Source organism: Pseudarthrobacter sp. NIBRBAC000502772, from assembly GCF_006517235.1.
Lineage (GTDB): Bacteria > Actinomycetota > Actinomycetes > Actinomycetales > Micrococcaceae > Arthrobacter.
In genome coordinates, this window is record NZ_CP041188.1 from 4,604,502 (window position 1) to 4,618,610 (window position 14,109).

Consider the following 14,109-nt stretch of genomic DNA (forward strand, 5'->3'; position numbering starts at 1 on the left):
AGGGCCCTTTAATTTGCCACTACCCAGATGGATTCTGCTGCGGAGGGGCCCAGATCAACGTCGCGGTCCCCAACCCGAATCGTGGTCACGTCAGCATACGGGCGGTGTGCCAAGACTTGGAGCCGGGTGTCCGGTCCCAGCCCGAGCTGGGTGAAGTACCGGAGCATGTCCGGGTCCGCGTCCGAGATTCTGGTGATGGTGACCGTCTGTTCCGGTTCCACGGATGTCAGGGGATCCCCTTGCGGCGGGTGGGGCAGCCCATCCCCCGAGGGGATGGGGTCTCCGTGGGGATCCCTCGTGGGGTGGCCAAGCTTCTCGTCGATGCGCCGGATCATGGTGTCGGAAACGGCGTGCTCAAGGATCTCGGCCTCGTCGTGCACCTCATCCCAGCCGTATCCCAGAATCTGTACGAGGAATGTTTCCAGGAGGCGGTGCCTGCGCACCATTTCGACGGCGTGTGCCCGGCCGGCGGGCGTCAGCTCGATGCTGCCATAGGGGGCATGAGTGACCAGGCCCTGCTTTGCCAGCCGACGGATGCCGTCCGAAACGGTTGACGGTTTGACCGCCATCCGCTCGGCCATGGCGCCAACAGTGATGGGAGCCTCTGCCCATTCCGTTGAGGACCAGATCATCTTCAGGTAGTCCTGCGCGGAAGCTGTCAGCTCGGAGACGGTCATATCCCCATATTACCAGCCGAACATGAATGTTAGACTGGCCTAACAAAAGTGTTTGATCAATGGAGATAAAATGGACGGCACGCCGAAAACCAAAGGAAAGACGATGCCGACGCGCCGTGCCATGCTCGCAGGAGCGGCGGCTTTCGCCGCGGCGCCTGCGCTGGTCGGATGGGTGCCGTTGGACTCCAAGGATCCCGGGCACCATGCCGGGCACGGCACGGTCTCCGGTCAGGCGGCGAAGACCACCACGGACGGTTCCTCTGCGGCAGGCGCTGGTTCGTCCCGCACGGACTCCGGCCACCTGGCGAACCATGCCGGTCACGCAGGCTTCGCCGGCGGGTCCGTCCCGCCGGAGCGCGCCGGGATCGACCCAACCGCGATCCTGCACGATTTTGACCGGGGGAAAACCAGCACTCTTCCGGACGGCCGCACCCTCCGGGAGTGGGACATCGTCGCGGTGGACAAAGATTTCGAGATCGCCCCGGGCGTGACGTTCCCGGGCTGGAGCTACAACGGCCGGATCCCCGGTCCGACCCTCTGGGCGCAGGAAGGCGACGCCCTCAGGATCCACTTCACCAACGCTGGCGCACACCTCCACACCATCCACTTCCACGGGATCCACCGGGCAGAGATGGACGGCACCCCGGGGATCGGCGCCGGGTCCATCGCCCCGGGCCAAAGCTTCACCTACGAATTCGATGCCACCCCGTTCGGCACCCACCTCTATCACTGCCACCAGTCACCGCTGGCCCCGCACATCGCCAAGGGCCTCTACGGCGGCTTCATCATCGAACCCAAGGAAGGCCGGCCGAAAGCCGACAACGAGATGGTCATGGTGATGAACGGCTACAACACCGACGGCGGCGACGACAACGAGTTCTACTCCGTCAACGGGCTGCCCTTCCACTTCATGGACTTCCCTGTCCAGGTCAGGCAGCACGAGCTGGTCCGGATCCACCTGATCAACGTCCTCGAATACGATCCGATCAATTCCTTCCACGTGCACGGGAACTTCTTCCACTACTACCCCACCGGCACCATGCTGACTCCCGCTGAGTTCACGGACACCATCTCCCAGGTACAGGGCCAGCGGGGCATTGTGGAGATCCGCTTCCCGTACCCGGGCAAGTACATGTTCCACGCCCACAAGACCGAGTTCGCTGAACTGGGCTGGATGGGTTTCTTCGAGGTGAGCCCATCATGAGCCTTGACGAAAAGTCGGCTGACGCCCTGGCCGCAGCACCCCACAGGCGGCCGCCGGTCCCTCGGTGGCTGCTCGGCATTGGGCCGCTGGTCCTGATCGCCATGCTGCTGGGGCTGTTCACCCTGCTCAACGCACCCGGTCTCAACAAACTCTCCGAGGGTGTTCCGCCGAAGGAGGAGGTCGCCGTCGAAGACGTCCGCCTGACGGCCGGACAGATCGCCATCACCGTCCGGAACGAGGGACCGGATCCGGTGTCCATCGCGCAGGTCAATGTCTCGGACTACTACGCCGTGTTCACGCAGACCCGGGAAACCATGGCGCCGCTGGAGTCCACCACCCTCACCATCATCTACAACTGGGTGGAAGGTGACCCCTACGAGGTGGCGCTGGTGACCTCGAACGGCGGCAAGATCCCGGCGGTTATTGACGCGGCCGCCCTGAGTCCGGAGCGCGGCAGCTCCTTCTTCGGACTCATGTTGCTCATGGGGATCTATGTTGGCGTGATACCCGTGGCCCTGGGAATGCTGTGGATGCCGTTCGTGCGCCGTTCGTCCGCGTCCTGGGTCCGCGTCCTCTTGGGAGTCACCGTCGGGCTGCTGGCCTTCCTGGCCATCGACGCGACCCTCGAAGCCGTGGGACTCGTGGCCGGCAGCGGCGCGTTCGGCGGCCCCATGGTCGTCTTCCTCGGCGCCGTGACCGCCTACCTCATCCTCGAGGGAACGGATGCGTGGATGCGCCGGCACCAGAACTCGACTACCGCCCACCAACCTTCAGCCCTGCCGCCCCAGCGTCTGGCGCCCCAGCGTCTGGCACTGCTGATCGCCATCGGCATCGGCCTGCACAACTTCGGCGAAGGCCTCGCTATCGGATCCGCGTACGCGGTGGGCTCGCTCGCCCTGGGCGCGTCCCTGATCGTCGGCTTCGCCATCCACAACACCACCGAGGGCCTGGCGATCGTTACCCCGCTTGCCAAGCAGCCCCCTGGCCTGGGCCGCCTGGCAATCCTGGGACTCATCGCAGGAGCGCCCGCGGCCGCCGGCGCCCTCCTCGGAGCGACCGTGTACCAGCCGGCCCTTTCAGCCTTCCTGCTCGGCATCGGAGCCGGGGCCGTCGCCCAGGTGGCCGTCAAACTCCTGCCAATGCTCAAGGACCCCGCGGGCAAGACCTTCACCCCGCTCACCGGCGCAGGCGTCGTCCTGGGAATGGGCCTGATGTTCGCCACCGGCCTGCTGGTCCAGGCTTAGGCCAGAACAGGCCTGGGCCAGGCGCGTACGACGGCGGTACCTCCCGCCGTCGTACTCTGACGTTTCGCTGGGTTCCCCCGATTTTTTCGGCGTGCCTATTGCCCCGGGGCCACCGCCTCAGGCACACTGGCTACAGATCCGCAGGAACAAATGCTTCCGCCGATCCAGCCCGCCGGACAATTCGGCCGGCCACCGCCCCATCAGAGATGCCGGGCAACCCCTCTGGAACCACCGCTTTCCGCCTCCCCGGGTACGCCCGGCCCCGGAAGCCTGTGCCTCCCCAGAGTCCCGGGATCCCGCCGAGAAAGAGACCACCATGATCAAGCGCCACTCTGACCTTGTCCTGGCAATCACAGCCCATGATCCTGACACGGTCGAAAACGACCTCAACACCGCCGTGGAAATGGCCCGCGAACACGCCATGAGGGAAAGCCGCCACGGCATCCTGGTCACCCAGCACAGCTACACCGACTACACGGTCGCCGTCAGCCGCGATGTCCCCTACGGGCAGACACACGAAAGGCGCGATCTCCCCGCATAGCAGTAAGGCGAGCGGACGACGGCGGGGACATCCCGCCGTCGTCCGCTGGCGTTTGGAGCCGTTCCCCACTGCGCGAACGGACACTTAAGCCCCCGCGCGGCGGAGTAGTTTTGTGGCATGACTGAAACCTATCGGTACGGCGTGGAGGTCCTGCATCTCCTGGTGTCGCCGGTGCACGCCTACTTCGGCCGGGCCCGCGAGGGTGCCGCGGATGTCCCCACGACGGATGCCGGGCGGGTGGAGTTCGTGGCGGGCAAGGGCATCGTTGGGGATCGGTTTTTCGGCAAGGCCGCGCATATGGACGCCGCAGTCACGCTGTTCTCGATCGAGTCACTCGAGGCCATCGCTGCGGAGCTGGGGACCGCACAGCTGGACCCGCTCCTGACCCGGCGCAACGTTGTGCTCCGAGGCGCCCACCTGGCTCCGCTCCTGGGGCACGACTTTGCCCTGGAATCCCAGGGAGACCTGGTGCGGCTTACGGCCGGGCGGCCCGCCCACCCCTGCGTCTGGATGGATGAGATGCTCGCCCCGGGCGCCCACAAAGCGATGCGCGGGCGCGGCGGTGTGCGTTGCCGGGTGTTGTCCGACGGCGTCCTGCACCGCGGACCGGCAGTGCTGGTCAGCCCGGTGCCGCTGGAGCCCGAACGGGCCGGCGAGGCCACACTGCTGCGGGCGTCGCGGCTGCCCTAGTCAGACGTGCTGATCCACCAGCACCGGGTTGCCGTCCGGATCCACGACAATAAAGCTCCCCGGCCCGGTGGTCGCCTCATCGGCCTCGGACACGAACTCCGTGCCCCCGGCCTTGAGTTCCCGCTGGAGGTCGCGCACATCGGTGAAGGAGTCCAGCGCTTCCGCGTTCTGGCTCCAGCCCGGGTTGAACGTCAGCATGTTCTTCTCAAACATCCCCTGGAAGAGGCCAATAACGGTCTCGCCGTTCTTGAGGATCAGCCAGTTCTGTGTGATGTCGCCACCGAACCTGCTGAAGCCCAGTTTCTCGTAGAACGCCGCTGAGGCCGCGATGTCCTTGACGGTGAGGCTGATCGAAAAAGCGCCGAGCTGCATGAGTAACTCCACTCTCAAAGGGACGGGTGTTCCGATGATACCCACAGGCGCAAACGGACGACGGCGGGAGGTCCCGCCGTCGTCCGCTCCCGGTCATCCCCGCTCGAGTCGGGCACCCCTGGCGGTCCAGTCCCGCTGGTGCAGCCGTTCGATGCCGTCGAGGAGGAGGTCCAGGGCGAACTCGAATTCAAACTGGTCGTCGCAGCCGCTGCCGACTACCGAGCCGTCATCGTGGCTGGCAGCAGTCGCCACTTGCAGGACGTTCGGGTAGCTGGCGGACATTTCCTGGTACACGGCGGCCTGGACTTCCGGTGCCACCGGCGCGGGAGCGTCGCCATCGGAAGTGGCCGTGGAGTCGAACAGTTCCTGCGTGAAACCCCACATCCGGCTTCCGATGGCATGCATCACGTGGTGCGTGAGGTCTACGGAAAAGCCCCCGGCGAAGAACATGCCGATGAACGAGTCCATGTAGCCCAGGACGGCGGGGGTCGGGTTGGTGCGGGTTTCCAGGACGCGCCTGGCCCACTTGTGGCGCTGGAGCACCCGCCTTGCAGACAGCACCCGCAGCCGCACGGCGCTCTTCCAGTCAGCACCGGCAACGGGAGGGTCAATCTCGCCGATGACCACGTCCACCATGCCGTCGAGGAGCTCCTCCTTGTTGGCCACGTGTTTATACAGCGCCATGGGCACAACGTCGAGCTCCTGGGCGAGGCGGCGCATGCTCAGCGGGCCGCTCCCCACCTCATCAGCGAGGGAGACGGCCGCCTGCAGCACACGATCCCGGTTCAACCGCGGCCGGCGTTCCACGGCAATCCGCTGAGCCACTGTTCCCTGCTTCCGACGCTGCAAACATCTTCCATTGACAAGTGTACTAAGTACACCTAATGTCAGTCCCATCAGATAGGTGTACGTCGTACACCTCATGGAATATCGAGGAGCCAAACCATGAACCCAAGCCAGCCGGCGGCCGCTACAGCCGCGGGAGCCCGGACCATGAAAGCCGCGACCTACCGCCGGTTCGGCGGGCCGGACGTGGTCCGCGTCGAGGAGATCGCACAGCCCGCTCCGCGCGCCGGAGAGGTGCTCATCAAAGTCATGGCCAGCACGGTCAGCGTCGCCGACCACCGCGTCCGCAGCCGCAATGTCCCCAAGGGACTTGTGGCACTCACGGCCCTGACCCTCGGCCTCTTCCGCCCGCGGACCCGGGTCCTCGGCATGGATGTGGCCGGCGTGGTGGAGTCCGTCGGCCAGGGCGTGACCACGTTCCGGCCCGGCGATGAGGTTATTGCGATGCTCGGCGCCCGGTTTGGCGGGCATGCCGAGTACGTGTCGCTCCCGGCGGACGGGCCGATCGCCGCCAAGCCGCGGAACATGAACTTCGAGGAGGCAGTCACGCTGCTCTTCGGCGGACTCACGGCGAAAACGTTCCTGAGCCTGGCGGCCGTCAAGACCGGCGACACTGTTCTTATCAACGGCGCCTCCGGAGCCGTGGGAACGGCCGCCATCCAGCTGGCCAAGCACCTCGGCGCCCACGTCACCGCCGTGAGCAGCGGGGCGAACAGGGAACTGGTGGAATCACTCGGCGCGGACAGCTTCATCGACTACACCGCAGCGGATTTCACCGCAGACGGCACAACGTACGACGTCGTGATGGACTGTGTGGGGAACGCTCCGTTCGCGAGGGCGCAAGGGAGTATCGCCCCGGGAGGTGCCTTGCTCCTGGTCATCGCCGACCTCAAGGGCATGCTCGGCGCGCGAGGACAGAGCCGCCGAAGCGGCAAGCTGGTCACTTTCGGCGGCCTCAAGCTCACGTACACCGCCGACGACGTCGCCTACCTTGTGAACCTCGCGGAGGAGGGCACGTACCAGGCAGTCATCGACCGGACCTACAACCTGGCCGACGTCGTCGAGGCCCACCGCTTCGTGGACACCGGACGCAAGCGGGGCAACGTGGTCCTGCGGGTCCCCTAAGCAGCGTGCCCCCTGATCACTTCTCCTCGGGGGACCCTTCTAGGGGTCCTTCGCCCTCGCTGTCCACCGGCCCGGTTCCTTCGGGTTGAGCCTCCGCATGGTGATGCGCATCGTCTTTCTGGCGAGCCTCCTGGAGGTGGTGCTCCAATTTCTCCTCCGCCTCCCGGCGGCGTTGACCTACGGTCCGCATTTGCTGCGTTGTCGGAGCGGCATGGGCGTGCTGGTGCGGGCCGTGATCCTGCACGCCGTCAGCGATCTTCTCACTCATACTGAAATCGTCCCACCGTGAGCCGGCGTCGGGAAGGCGCAAGTTCGGGTGTAACGGACGACGGCGGGACGTCCCGCCGTCGTCCGCTTGCCTCTGGCGCGCAGCGGGTTGTCGGGCTCCGGGGTTGAGATCACCGGCGGCGGAAACCCGGAGGCAGGCTGAGGCCAGCACTGCGCAAGGTGCAGGCGCACGCTGCTCTTAGGCACCCGTCAGGCGGTGGAATGGAGGAACCGTTCCACGCCGTTCTCTCCAAGAGACAGCCCGATGTGAACAAAATCCGGATCGCCGCAACCTTCGCGCGGCGTGGGGAGCCAGTGCCCGTTCCTGCGCGCTTCCGATTTTGGTTCTTTTGGCCAGTGTGGTGGTTCCCAGTCCTGGTGTTCGCTCTTGTAGTGCCGGCCAGTGGGCGATATCCAGCCAGGTGGTTCATTCTTTGTGGCTGGTGTGGGTTGCCAGGCGCTGGTGTGTCTCAGGCGGTGATGTTTGGGGCAGGGTTGACCCAAATTCGAGACGCCGGTGGTTCCGCCCTTGTCCCAGGCGAGGATGTGGTCTGCTTCGTTGTCCAGTGAATGGTTGGAACAGCCTGGGAAGGGGCACTGGCCGTCGCGTAGCCGGAGCCAGTTCCGCATGGCCGTGGTCAGACGGTAGTTGGCCCGGCCGATCTCCAGGGGTGCCCCGTCCCGGGGATCAACCAGGACCCGGTAGAACGAATCGGCCCCGTTCGCCACGAGGTCCCGGGCCATCGAGGCCGGGATCGGGCCGTAGCCGTCAAGCATCGCCGGTTCCTCGGTGGCGCCGAGCAGGGAAAACACCGGGACCGTCACCATCACGAGGGCCCGGGGCGGCGGAACCTGCCCGGGATCATGTTCTGCGGGGTTCCCGCCGCCGAGGAGGGCGGCGGCGAAGATGTCGGCCCGGAGCTGTGTGAGGGTCAGGGGCTCGTCCGGGCCCTGCAGACCGCGGGCGATCGCGGTGGTCCGGTTCCAGATTGCTGCCGCCTGGTCCGCGGGGAGGTAGGCCGAGAGCCAGGCCATCCCGTCCTGATCCGGGGCGTACTCGACCCGGCGGTCCAGGACGCCTTTGGCGTGGCGCTTCTCGATGCTCTCGGTGTGGTGGCGTTCGCGCCACGTGCGTGCCTGGTGACGGAACCGGGACGCCGGCATTTCCCCTGCAGGACAGCCGCGGGCGGGGTTCGGCGCTTCCGGGTCCAAAAAGTGGGCCTCCAGAGCTGCGGCCCCGGCCGGGTCAAGGGTTGCGGCTTCATCCACCATGGCCCGCGCGTGCTGCCACGAAATAGTGCCCGCTTGCAGAGCGGACAGCGTCAGCGGCAAGGCAGTCGTGAGCATTTGTGACTGGTTCAGCAACGCCCCCGCAGCCCGTTCGCCGATGGTCAGCGCGCACGCGACCTCCGCGGTCACCGCCATCTCCTGCGCCTGCACCGGGGCACCTGGCGAAGCGATGGCTTGGGCGGTGTCCGCATACTCCACTGCGGCCCGGGCCTTCAGGGCAGCCATCCGCGCCTCCACTCCCGCGGCGCCGGAGAGGATGTCCAGGCACGTATCCTCCAGGCCACGCAAAGGATCAGCCTCCGATGACACCACAGAACCGGACCCGACAGCCCCGTTCAGTACGGAATTCAGCACAGCAATGGCAGCAATGATGTCCGCATATGCCTTCGCCACCGCCGCGTTTCCCATGTCTCCATCATCTAGTGAGGGTCTGACATTTAAGCGAGAACGGTTTCGGGGCGTATGGCCAAAATGGAAGCCGGCCCTTGGCGATCAATGCAACCGCCCCGGATCATTTCTCCGCCGGGATACTATCGTCCCCGCTGTCCCGCCGGCCCCGCCTCCTCGGACTGAGACACCGCATCGTGCCGGGATGGCGCCACGAACGACGGCGCGAGGCCCCGCCGTCGCGCGGCACGTGGAAGTATTCAGGTATGACTACCGATAACGATGCTGCCAATACTCCGGCGCCAATGGACTCACCCGGCACAGACGCCTCTACCGAAGCCAGCCGCGGCTGGGACCACATCGGTGCCATCATTGTCGATGCCACGCTCCAGCGCCGGCAGAACTACAACGAAACCGTCAAGCCTCGCGTCGAAGCCATGGTCGCGGAATGGCCGGATGCCGCCACGACCAGTGGATTCCGGCAGCACCTGGATACGGGGAAGCTCTCGGAAGTTATCGACTGGCCGTCGCCTGGCCGCCTGGCCCAAGTAGAGGACATCACGCAAGTGTTCGAGCGTGAGGGCATCGAAACGGTAGCGGAACTCCGCGGCACGCTCGAGAATCACGCCAAAGGTGCCGCCCTTCGGGAAGCCTTGGCGGAGGTGCGGCACGTCAGTCCCAAGACGCTGGATTACATTGGCACGCTGACCGGGATCTCAACAGGTGCGGCCGCCGACCGGGCTGCCGGCGTGGAGGACCTGACCTAAGCGCAGATCGCTTTTAGTCGGCAAGTCAGCCAATGCGTTCTGGGTTGTCTGGCCGAAGCCGGAGGGCAACCCATAAACCGCAGCGCCGGCAAATGTAGGCGGGTTCGGTGCCGAGTGCATGAAGCTTCTTGCGACTCATCGTCCTGCCGCAGCAGGAGCATCTGCAGGTGGCTTCAGAGTCCATTGTTTTTGAGCGCTTCGGTTATTTGGCTGATCGTCGGAAGGCCCGCCAGCCCGCTTGGAGTCGCGTATATCCGGCAGGCCAGGTCGTCTGCAGTGGCACCGGTCGGAAAAATGTCGGACCCATTGAGGGTGATCGTGGGGGAACCCGCGAATCCCGTGCCCGCCGTATCGGGCGCGGACTCCATGAGTCGTATGGTCACCGGAATATCGCTGTGTCCCAAGGCGGTCAGGGCCGATTCCAGTCGCTCCTGCGCCTTAGCAAGGTTGGGGCACTCGTCGATGTGGAGCAGTTCGATCCTCATAGAATCATTCTCCACCCCCAGCATCAGCCTCCGGGACTCACCGGCGGTGACGCGGCCAACGGCTACGTGAGCGAAATTTACGACAACCTCAGATACATTTTGTTGTTTCATCAACTTCGCTCCTCGCTGCGCTACGGTAAGCATCACCATCAATTTTTCAAGGGGGAAAAATGGAGTTTGCAGAAAAGCTCTCGGCTTTGGCAGCAAAGGTGCGCCAGCAGCGAGAGGTAATCCAGACCGAAGAGGCAACAAAGAATGCGTTTGTGATGCCCTTCATTTCAACAATCCTTGGCTACGACGTCTTTAATCCAATGGAGGTCGTGCCGGAATTCATCGCGGATGTCGGCCTGAAAAAGGGCGAGAAGATCGACTACGCGATTGTTAAGGACGGCGAAGTCCAGATCCTCATCGAGTGCAAGAAGTCCTCGGAGCCGGTGAAAATCGAGCACGCGTCGCAGCTATTCCGCTATTTCGCCGTGACGAACGCGCGCATAGCGATCCTCACCAATGGCGAGTTGTACCAGTTCTTCACGGACCTCGATGCTCCGAACCGGATGGACGCGAAGCCGTTCCTGGTCCTGGACCTCACGGACATCGATGAGTCCTTGATCCCTGAGCTGCAGAAGCTGTCCAAGGACGTCTTTGACCTCGATTCGATCATCAACGCCGCCGGTGAACTGAAGTACATCGGCGAGTTGAAGCGGACCCTGGCAGCGCAGTTCAAGGAACCGGAGGATGAATGGATCAAGTTCCTCACTGGCCGCGTCTATCCCGGCGCGTACACACAGAAAGTGCGTGAGCAGTTCACGGCGCTGGTGACAAAAGCGTCCAAGCAATTCCTTAACGACCAGGTCAACGAGCGTCTGAAGAAAGCCCTCGGCGCCCCTGGCTTCCCACAGACTGAGGTCGCGGCCGCAAGTGTCACCAGCGCGCCGGTGGCCGAAGCCGACCTGGCCGACGCCGAAGCCCTCGAGACCACCCTTGAGGAGATCGAGGGCTACCAGATCGTCCGCGCCATCGTCTGCAGCGAGGTCAAGCCGGCCCGCGTTGTCCAGCGCGATGCCAAGTCCTACTTCGCGGTGCTGCTGGACGACAACAACCGCAAACCGATCGCGCGCCTGCACTTCAACCGGACGCAGAAGTATATCGGGATCTTCGATGACAACAGGGAAGAAACCCGTGTCCCGATTTCCTCCCTCGAGGAGATCTACGAGCACACCGAGGCCCTGCGCGCCAGCGTCAAGAGCTACCTGAGCGCGTCGCCCTCAAGCAACTAAGGGGAATCGCACAGCGTCGGACGACGGCGGGGCCTCCTTGAGTTCTAGCGGTCGATGTGAAAGGTCTCGCCCTTCTCGGTTCCCTTGTAACCCTGAAGCGTTCCGCTTCTGGGGGCCACGAGGGTAGGTTCTCCGCCGGCATCCTTGACGGCGTTCCATGGGCTCGTGAGCTCCACTTGTTCCAGGCCGTCGGTCAGCAGGAAAGCAACCTTCTTGCCTGCAATATTGTGCCCAGACATGTGTCCACCTCTTGCTTGAGCGAGCGATCAGGCGGGGACACTGCCCTCGGCTGCCCGCCCACCGTGGCCTGGCAGCAGGTACTGCACAAACCAATCCCTGGCCAGAATCGCCGCCTCCTCCAGAGTCCCAGGTTCTTCGAACAGGTGGGAGGCTCCCTGGACGAGCTCCAGCCGGTTGGGGCAGCGCATCAGGGCTTTCGCCCGGCGGTTGAGTTCGAGGACCCTGTGATCCGCACTGCCGACAATCAGGAGCGTCGGGGCGCGGACAAGGGCCAGCCTCTCGCCGGCCAGGTCCGGACGGCCTCCCCTTGAGACGACGGCACCGATCCGTGCGCCCTGTTCGGCCGCAGCCCACAAGGCTGCCCCGGCTCCGGTACTCGCGCCGAAGAATCCCACGCTGCATGACGCCGTGTCCGGCCTGCTGCCAAGCCAGTTCGTTGCCGAGGTCAGCCGGAGCGCAAGCAGTTCGATGTTGAACACGTTCGCGCGGTCGAGCTCTTCCCCGGGGCCGAGCAGGTCAAGCAGCAAGGTGCCCAGCCCTGCTCGCTGGAGCGTCGAGGCTACGAATCGGTTTCGCGGACTGTGGCGGCCGCTGCCGCTGCCGTGGGCGAACACCACCACTCCGGCAGCCGGCACGGGAAGGTGCATGTGTCCTTGGAGCCGCACGCCATCCGATTGGATCTGCACGTCTACATCGAGGCCAGGGTTTCCGGCCGCCGAACGCGCACGTTCCAGACGCTCAGCAGCAGCGTCGAGCAGCCACACGACTTCGTCGTCGCTCGTCGGCGAGAAGCTGCGGTAGTAGTAGCCGACAGCTGTGAGTTGCCGGGGCGTGGCAAGGCACACCACCTCGTCCGGCTCCGTCAGGGTGGCGAGGGTGTCGGCAGGGGCAACAGGAACGGCCAGGATCACTCTCGCAGCCCCCATCTTTCGCGCGATGCTGCATGCCACCCGGGCAGTTAACCCGGTAGCGATCCCATCATCGACGACGACGGCGATGCGGCCATGCAGATCCATGCGGGTCCGGCCTGTCCGGAATCGTGCCACCCGGGCATCGAGCAGAGCCCGTTCCTGTCTTTCGACGGCCCGCAGTTCTTCCTGCTTGACCTTCATGAATGAGACGGCATGCTTGTCGAGCGCGTAGGTGCCGTCTTCCCCGATGGCTCCCATCGCGAGTTCGGGCTGAACCGGTACTCCAAGCTTGCGCACGATGATCACATCCAGCGGCGCGTCAAGGGCCGCCGCAACCTCGAACGCTACCGGAACGCCGCCCCGAGGCAGTCCCAGGACAACTGCGTCCTGGGCACGCAGATACGCCAGACGCAGCCCCAGCTGCCGCCCTGCATCAGCCCTGTCCGCAAAAATGCCCATCGCCGCGACGTTCCCATCAGGACAGCGGCCGCAGGCCCCGTCCAAACCAGCAAACAGCACGGAATGAACGACGACGGCCGCCTGCTCCAACTATCTCTCAAGAATCGGGACCAAGCGAGAGTTTTTGCGGTACAACGAACGTCCGACGACGAGCGTCCTGCCATCGGCCGCAGCGCCATTGGGATTGAACACCGAACTGGCACCAGACCACGAAGCGGTCCATCCTGATAGAAAAGGCCCTGCCAACGTGGAGGTGGAGCATGCGGATCGCACTGCTGGGGGACGTCATGCTCGGACGGCTGGTGAACGAGCAGCTGAAAGTGGCCGATCCCGCCTATCCCTGGGGCGATACCCGCCCAGTCCTCCGGCAGGCGGACATCAGGTTCGCCAACCTCGAATGTGTCCTGGCGGACGGCGGAACACCTGTGGTGGGCAAAGCGTTCCGCTTCCGCTCGGACGTCAAGAACGTAGAGAGTCTGACGTCCGCGGCGATCGATGTGGTGTCGCTGGCCAACAACCATGTGCTGGATTACGGGATTGACGCGCTTCGGGAGATGTTGCCGGCGCTCGATCGGCACGGGATCCTCAGGGCCGGGGCTGGGATGGACGCTGAAGCTGCCCGGCAGCCGGCAGTCCGGCTGGTGGGCCCAACTGCGGTCGGCTTCATTGCCTTTACCGACAACGAACCGGGCTGGGAGGCGACCACCCAGTCTCCCGGGATCCATTACGTGCCCGTGGACGCCGGTGACCAGCGGGTGACGGATTTGCTGGAACTGGTCCGGCGGACGAAGGGCCGCGTCCAGCTGCTGATCGTTTCGGCGCACTGGGGCCCCAACTGGGGGGCCGCTGTCCCGGCCGCGCATCAGAGCCTGGCGCGGGCGCTGATAGATGCCGGGGCCGACGTCATGTTCGGGCATTCGGCCCACATTTTCCGCGGCGTCGAGATCTACAGGGACCGGCCCATTATCTATAGCGCCGGCGACTTCGTGGATGACTACGCAGTGGACCCAGCAGAACGCAACGATCAGTCATTCATCTTCCTGTTGGAAGCCCGCGAAAGCGCACCGCTCAAGCTACGCCTGCATCCGACGACAATCACCGATTTCCAGACCCGGCTGGCACGTCGGAGCGCGCGGAAAATTGCCGAACGGATGCAGCGGCTGAGCGAGCAGCTCGGCACGCGGAGCGTCTGGATCGAGGCCGAAAACGTGCTGGAAATCCCGATCGACTCGATCCGAGAAGGCTCAACGGGCGCGAGGACACGGAGGTAGATGCACTCTAAGAAGCCACAGCACCGTCGAGCGGACGACGGCGGGACCTCCCGCCG

General features: G+C 64.8%; 15 protein-coding genes and 1 pseudogene. 9 read left to right on the top strand and 7 right to left on the bottom strand.

What is annotated here, in order from left to right:
* Positions 1-8: 8 nt before the first annotated feature.
* Entirely contained in the window at positions 9-677 is a 669-nt protein-coding gene (locus NIBR502772_RS21370) for a metal-dependent transcriptional regulator (RefSeq protein WP_141141714.1), read from the bottom strand.
* A 103-nt stretch (positions 678-780) separates the two neighbouring features.
* On the opposite strand from NIBR502772_RS21370, the gene NIBR502772_RS21375 reads away from it, so the two are divergent.
* The 4 genes from NIBR502772_RS21375 (at position 781) to NIBR502772_RS21390 (ending at position 4,356) form a co-directional block, all read left to right on the top strand.
* Positions 781-1,881: a multicopper oxidase domain-containing protein gene (locus tag NIBR502772_RS21375; RefSeq protein WP_246848624.1), complete on the top strand. Its 1,101-nt coding sequence runs from the start codon at positions 781-783 to the stop codon at positions 1,879-1,881.
* Positions 1,878-3,125, top strand: coding sequence for a ZIP family metal transporter (locus NIBR502772_RS21380; RefSeq protein ID WP_141141715.1), 1,248 nt, complete (start codon positions 1,878-1,880; stop codon positions 3,123-3,125). Before NIBR502772_RS21375 ends, NIBR502772_RS21380 begins: the two co-directional genes overlap by 4 nt.
* A gap of 316 nt (positions 3,126-3,441) precedes the next feature.
* A complete protein-coding gene (locus NIBR502772_RS21385) occupies positions 3,442-3,666 on the top strand; it encodes a hypothetical protein (RefSeq protein ID WP_141141716.1) in 225 nt (74 codons plus the stop codon).
* 117 nt (positions 3,667-3,783) lie between these two features.
* Positions 3,784-4,356 (top strand): MOSC domain-containing protein, encoded by a 573-nt coding sequence (locus NIBR502772_RS21390; RefSeq protein WP_141141717.1) that lies wholly within the window; start codon positions 3,784-3,786, stop codon positions 4,354-4,356.
* Here the strand turns inward: NIBR502772_RS21390 and NIBR502772_RS21395 are convergent, their stop codons facing one another.
* Together NIBR502772_RS21395 and NIBR502772_RS21400 are read right to left on the bottom strand one after the other, a co-directional pair.
* Entirely contained in the window at positions 4,357-4,728 is a 372-nt protein-coding gene (locus tag NIBR502772_RS21395; protein WP_141141718.1) for a VOC family protein, read from the bottom strand. It lies immediately after the preceding gene.
* A gap of 93 nt (positions 4,729-4,821) precedes the next feature.
* Positions 4,822-5,553: a TetR/AcrR family transcriptional regulator gene (locus NIBR502772_RS21400; protein ID WP_141141719.1), complete on the bottom strand. Its 732-nt coding sequence runs from the start codon at positions 5,551-5,553 to the stop codon at positions 4,822-4,824.
* Positions 5,554-5,673: 120 nt separating this feature from the next.
* Between NIBR502772_RS21400 and NIBR502772_RS21405 the strand changes: the two genes are divergently transcribed.
* Both NIBR502772_RS21405 and NIBR502772_RS22645 read left to right on the top strand, forming a co-directional pair.
* Positions 5,674-6,699, top strand: a complete 1,026-nt coding sequence (locus NIBR502772_RS21405; protein WP_246848625.1) for an NAD(P)-dependent alcohol dehydrogenase — start codon at positions 5,674-5,676, stop codon at positions 6,697-6,699.
* A 97-nt stretch (positions 6,700-6,796) separates the two neighbouring features.
* Entirely contained in the window at positions 6,797-6,988 is a 192-nt protein-coding gene (locus tag NIBR502772_RS22645) for a hypothetical protein (protein WP_210412338.1), read from the top strand.
* A 188-nt stretch (positions 6,989-7,176) separates the two neighbouring features.
* On the opposite strand, the gene NIBR502772_RS21415 is transcribed toward NIBR502772_RS22645, so the two are convergent.
* On the bottom strand, positions 7,177-8,664 hold the full coding sequence (locus NIBR502772_RS21415; protein WP_141141721.1) for an HNH endonuclease signature motif containing protein: 1,488 nt from the start codon (positions 8,662-8,664) through the stop codon (positions 7,177-7,179).
* 245 nt (positions 8,665-8,909) lie between these two features.
* Between NIBR502772_RS21415 and NIBR502772_RS21420 the strand changes: the two genes are divergently transcribed.
* A complete protein-coding gene (locus NIBR502772_RS21420; protein WP_141141722.1) occupies positions 8,910-9,410 on the top strand; it encodes a hypothetical protein in 501 nt (166 codons plus the stop codon).
* Positions 9,411-9,583: 173 nt separating this feature from the next.
* Here NIBR502772_RS21420 and NIBR502772_RS21425 read toward each other — a convergent pair whose 3' ends face one another.
* On the bottom strand, positions 9,584-9,895 hold the full coding sequence (locus NIBR502772_RS21425; RefSeq protein WP_141141723.1) for a thioredoxin family protein: 312 nt from the start codon (positions 9,893-9,895) through the stop codon (positions 9,584-9,586).
* A 170-nt stretch (positions 9,896-10,065) separates the two neighbouring features.
* Between NIBR502772_RS21425 and NIBR502772_RS21430 the strand changes: the two genes are divergently transcribed.
* On the top strand, positions 10,066-11,172 hold the full coding sequence (locus NIBR502772_RS21430) for a type I restriction endonuclease (protein WP_141141724.1): 1,107 nt from the start codon (positions 10,066-10,068) through the stop codon (positions 11,170-11,172).
* 50 nt (positions 11,173-11,222) lie between these two features.
* Here the strand turns inward: NIBR502772_RS21430 and NIBR502772_RS21435 are convergent.
* Both NIBR502772_RS21435 and NIBR502772_RS21440 read right to left on the bottom strand, forming a co-directional pair.
* Positions 11,223-11,411: pseudogene (locus tag NIBR502772_RS21435) on the bottom strand (DJ-1/PfpI family protein); the annotation flags it as partial.
* Positions 11,412-11,438: 27 nt separating this feature from the next.
* Entirely contained in the window at positions 11,439-12,782 is a 1,344-nt protein-coding gene (locus NIBR502772_RS21440; RefSeq protein ID WP_141141725.1) for a phosphoribosyltransferase family protein, read from the bottom strand.
* Positions 12,783-13,042: 260 nt separating this feature from the next.
* Between NIBR502772_RS21440 and NIBR502772_RS21445 the strand changes: the two genes are divergently transcribed.
* A complete protein-coding gene (locus tag NIBR502772_RS21445; protein WP_141141726.1) occupies positions 13,043-14,053 on the top strand; it encodes a CapA family protein in 1,011 nt (336 codons plus the stop codon).
* The last annotated feature ends 56 nt before the right edge of the window (positions 14,054-14,109 follow it).

Coding starts and splice junctions, on each gene's coding strand:
- NIBR502772_RS21370 (WP_141141714.1), bottom strand. CDS start 677: ATGACCGTCTCCGAGCTGACAGCTTCCGCGCAGGACTACCTGAAGATG.
- NIBR502772_RS21375 (WP_246848624.1), top strand. CDS start 781: ATGCCGACGCGCCGTGCCATGCTCGCAGGAGCGGCGGCTTTCGCCGCG.
- NIBR502772_RS21380 (WP_141141715.1), top strand. CDS start 1,878: ATGAGCCTTGACGAAAAGTCGGCTGACGCCCTGGCCGCAGCACCCCAC.
- NIBR502772_RS21385 (WP_141141716.1), top strand. CDS start 3,442: ATGATCAAGCGCCACTCTGACCTTGTCCTGGCAATCACAGCCCATGAT.
- NIBR502772_RS21390 (WP_141141717.1), top strand. CDS start 3,784: ATGACTGAAACCTATCGGTACGGCGTGGAGGTCCTGCATCTCCTGGTG.
- NIBR502772_RS21395 (WP_141141718.1), bottom strand. CDS start 4,728: ATGCAGCTCGGCGCTTTTTCGATCAGCCTCACCGTCAAGGACATCGCG.
- NIBR502772_RS21405 (WP_246848625.1), top strand. CDS start 5,674: ATGAACCCAAGCCAGCCGGCGGCCGCTACAGCCGCGGGAGCCCGGACC.
- NIBR502772_RS22645 (WP_210412338.1), top strand. CDS start 6,797: ATGGTGATGCGCATCGTCTTTCTGGCGAGCCTCCTGGAGGTGGTGCTC.
- NIBR502772_RS21415 (WP_141141721.1), bottom strand. CDS start 8,664: ATGGGAAACGCGGCGGTGGCGAAGGCATATGCGGACATCATTGCTGCC.
- NIBR502772_RS21420 (WP_141141722.1), top strand. CDS start 8,910: ATGACTACCGATAACGATGCTGCCAATACTCCGGCGCCAATGGACTCA.
- NIBR502772_RS21425 (WP_141141723.1), bottom strand. CDS start 9,895: ATGAGGATCGAACTGCTCCACATCGACGAGTGCCCCAACCTTGCTAAG.
- NIBR502772_RS21430 (WP_141141724.1), top strand. CDS start 10,066: ATGGAGTTTGCAGAAAAGCTCTCGGCTTTGGCAGCAAAGGTGCGCCAG.
- NIBR502772_RS21440 (WP_141141725.1), bottom strand. CDS start 12,782: ATGGGCATTTTTGCGGACAGGGCTGATGCAGGGCGGCAGCTGGGGCTG.
- NIBR502772_RS21445 (WP_141141726.1), top strand. CDS start 13,043: ATGCGGATCGCACTGCTGGGGGACGTCATGCTCGGACGGCTGGTGAAC.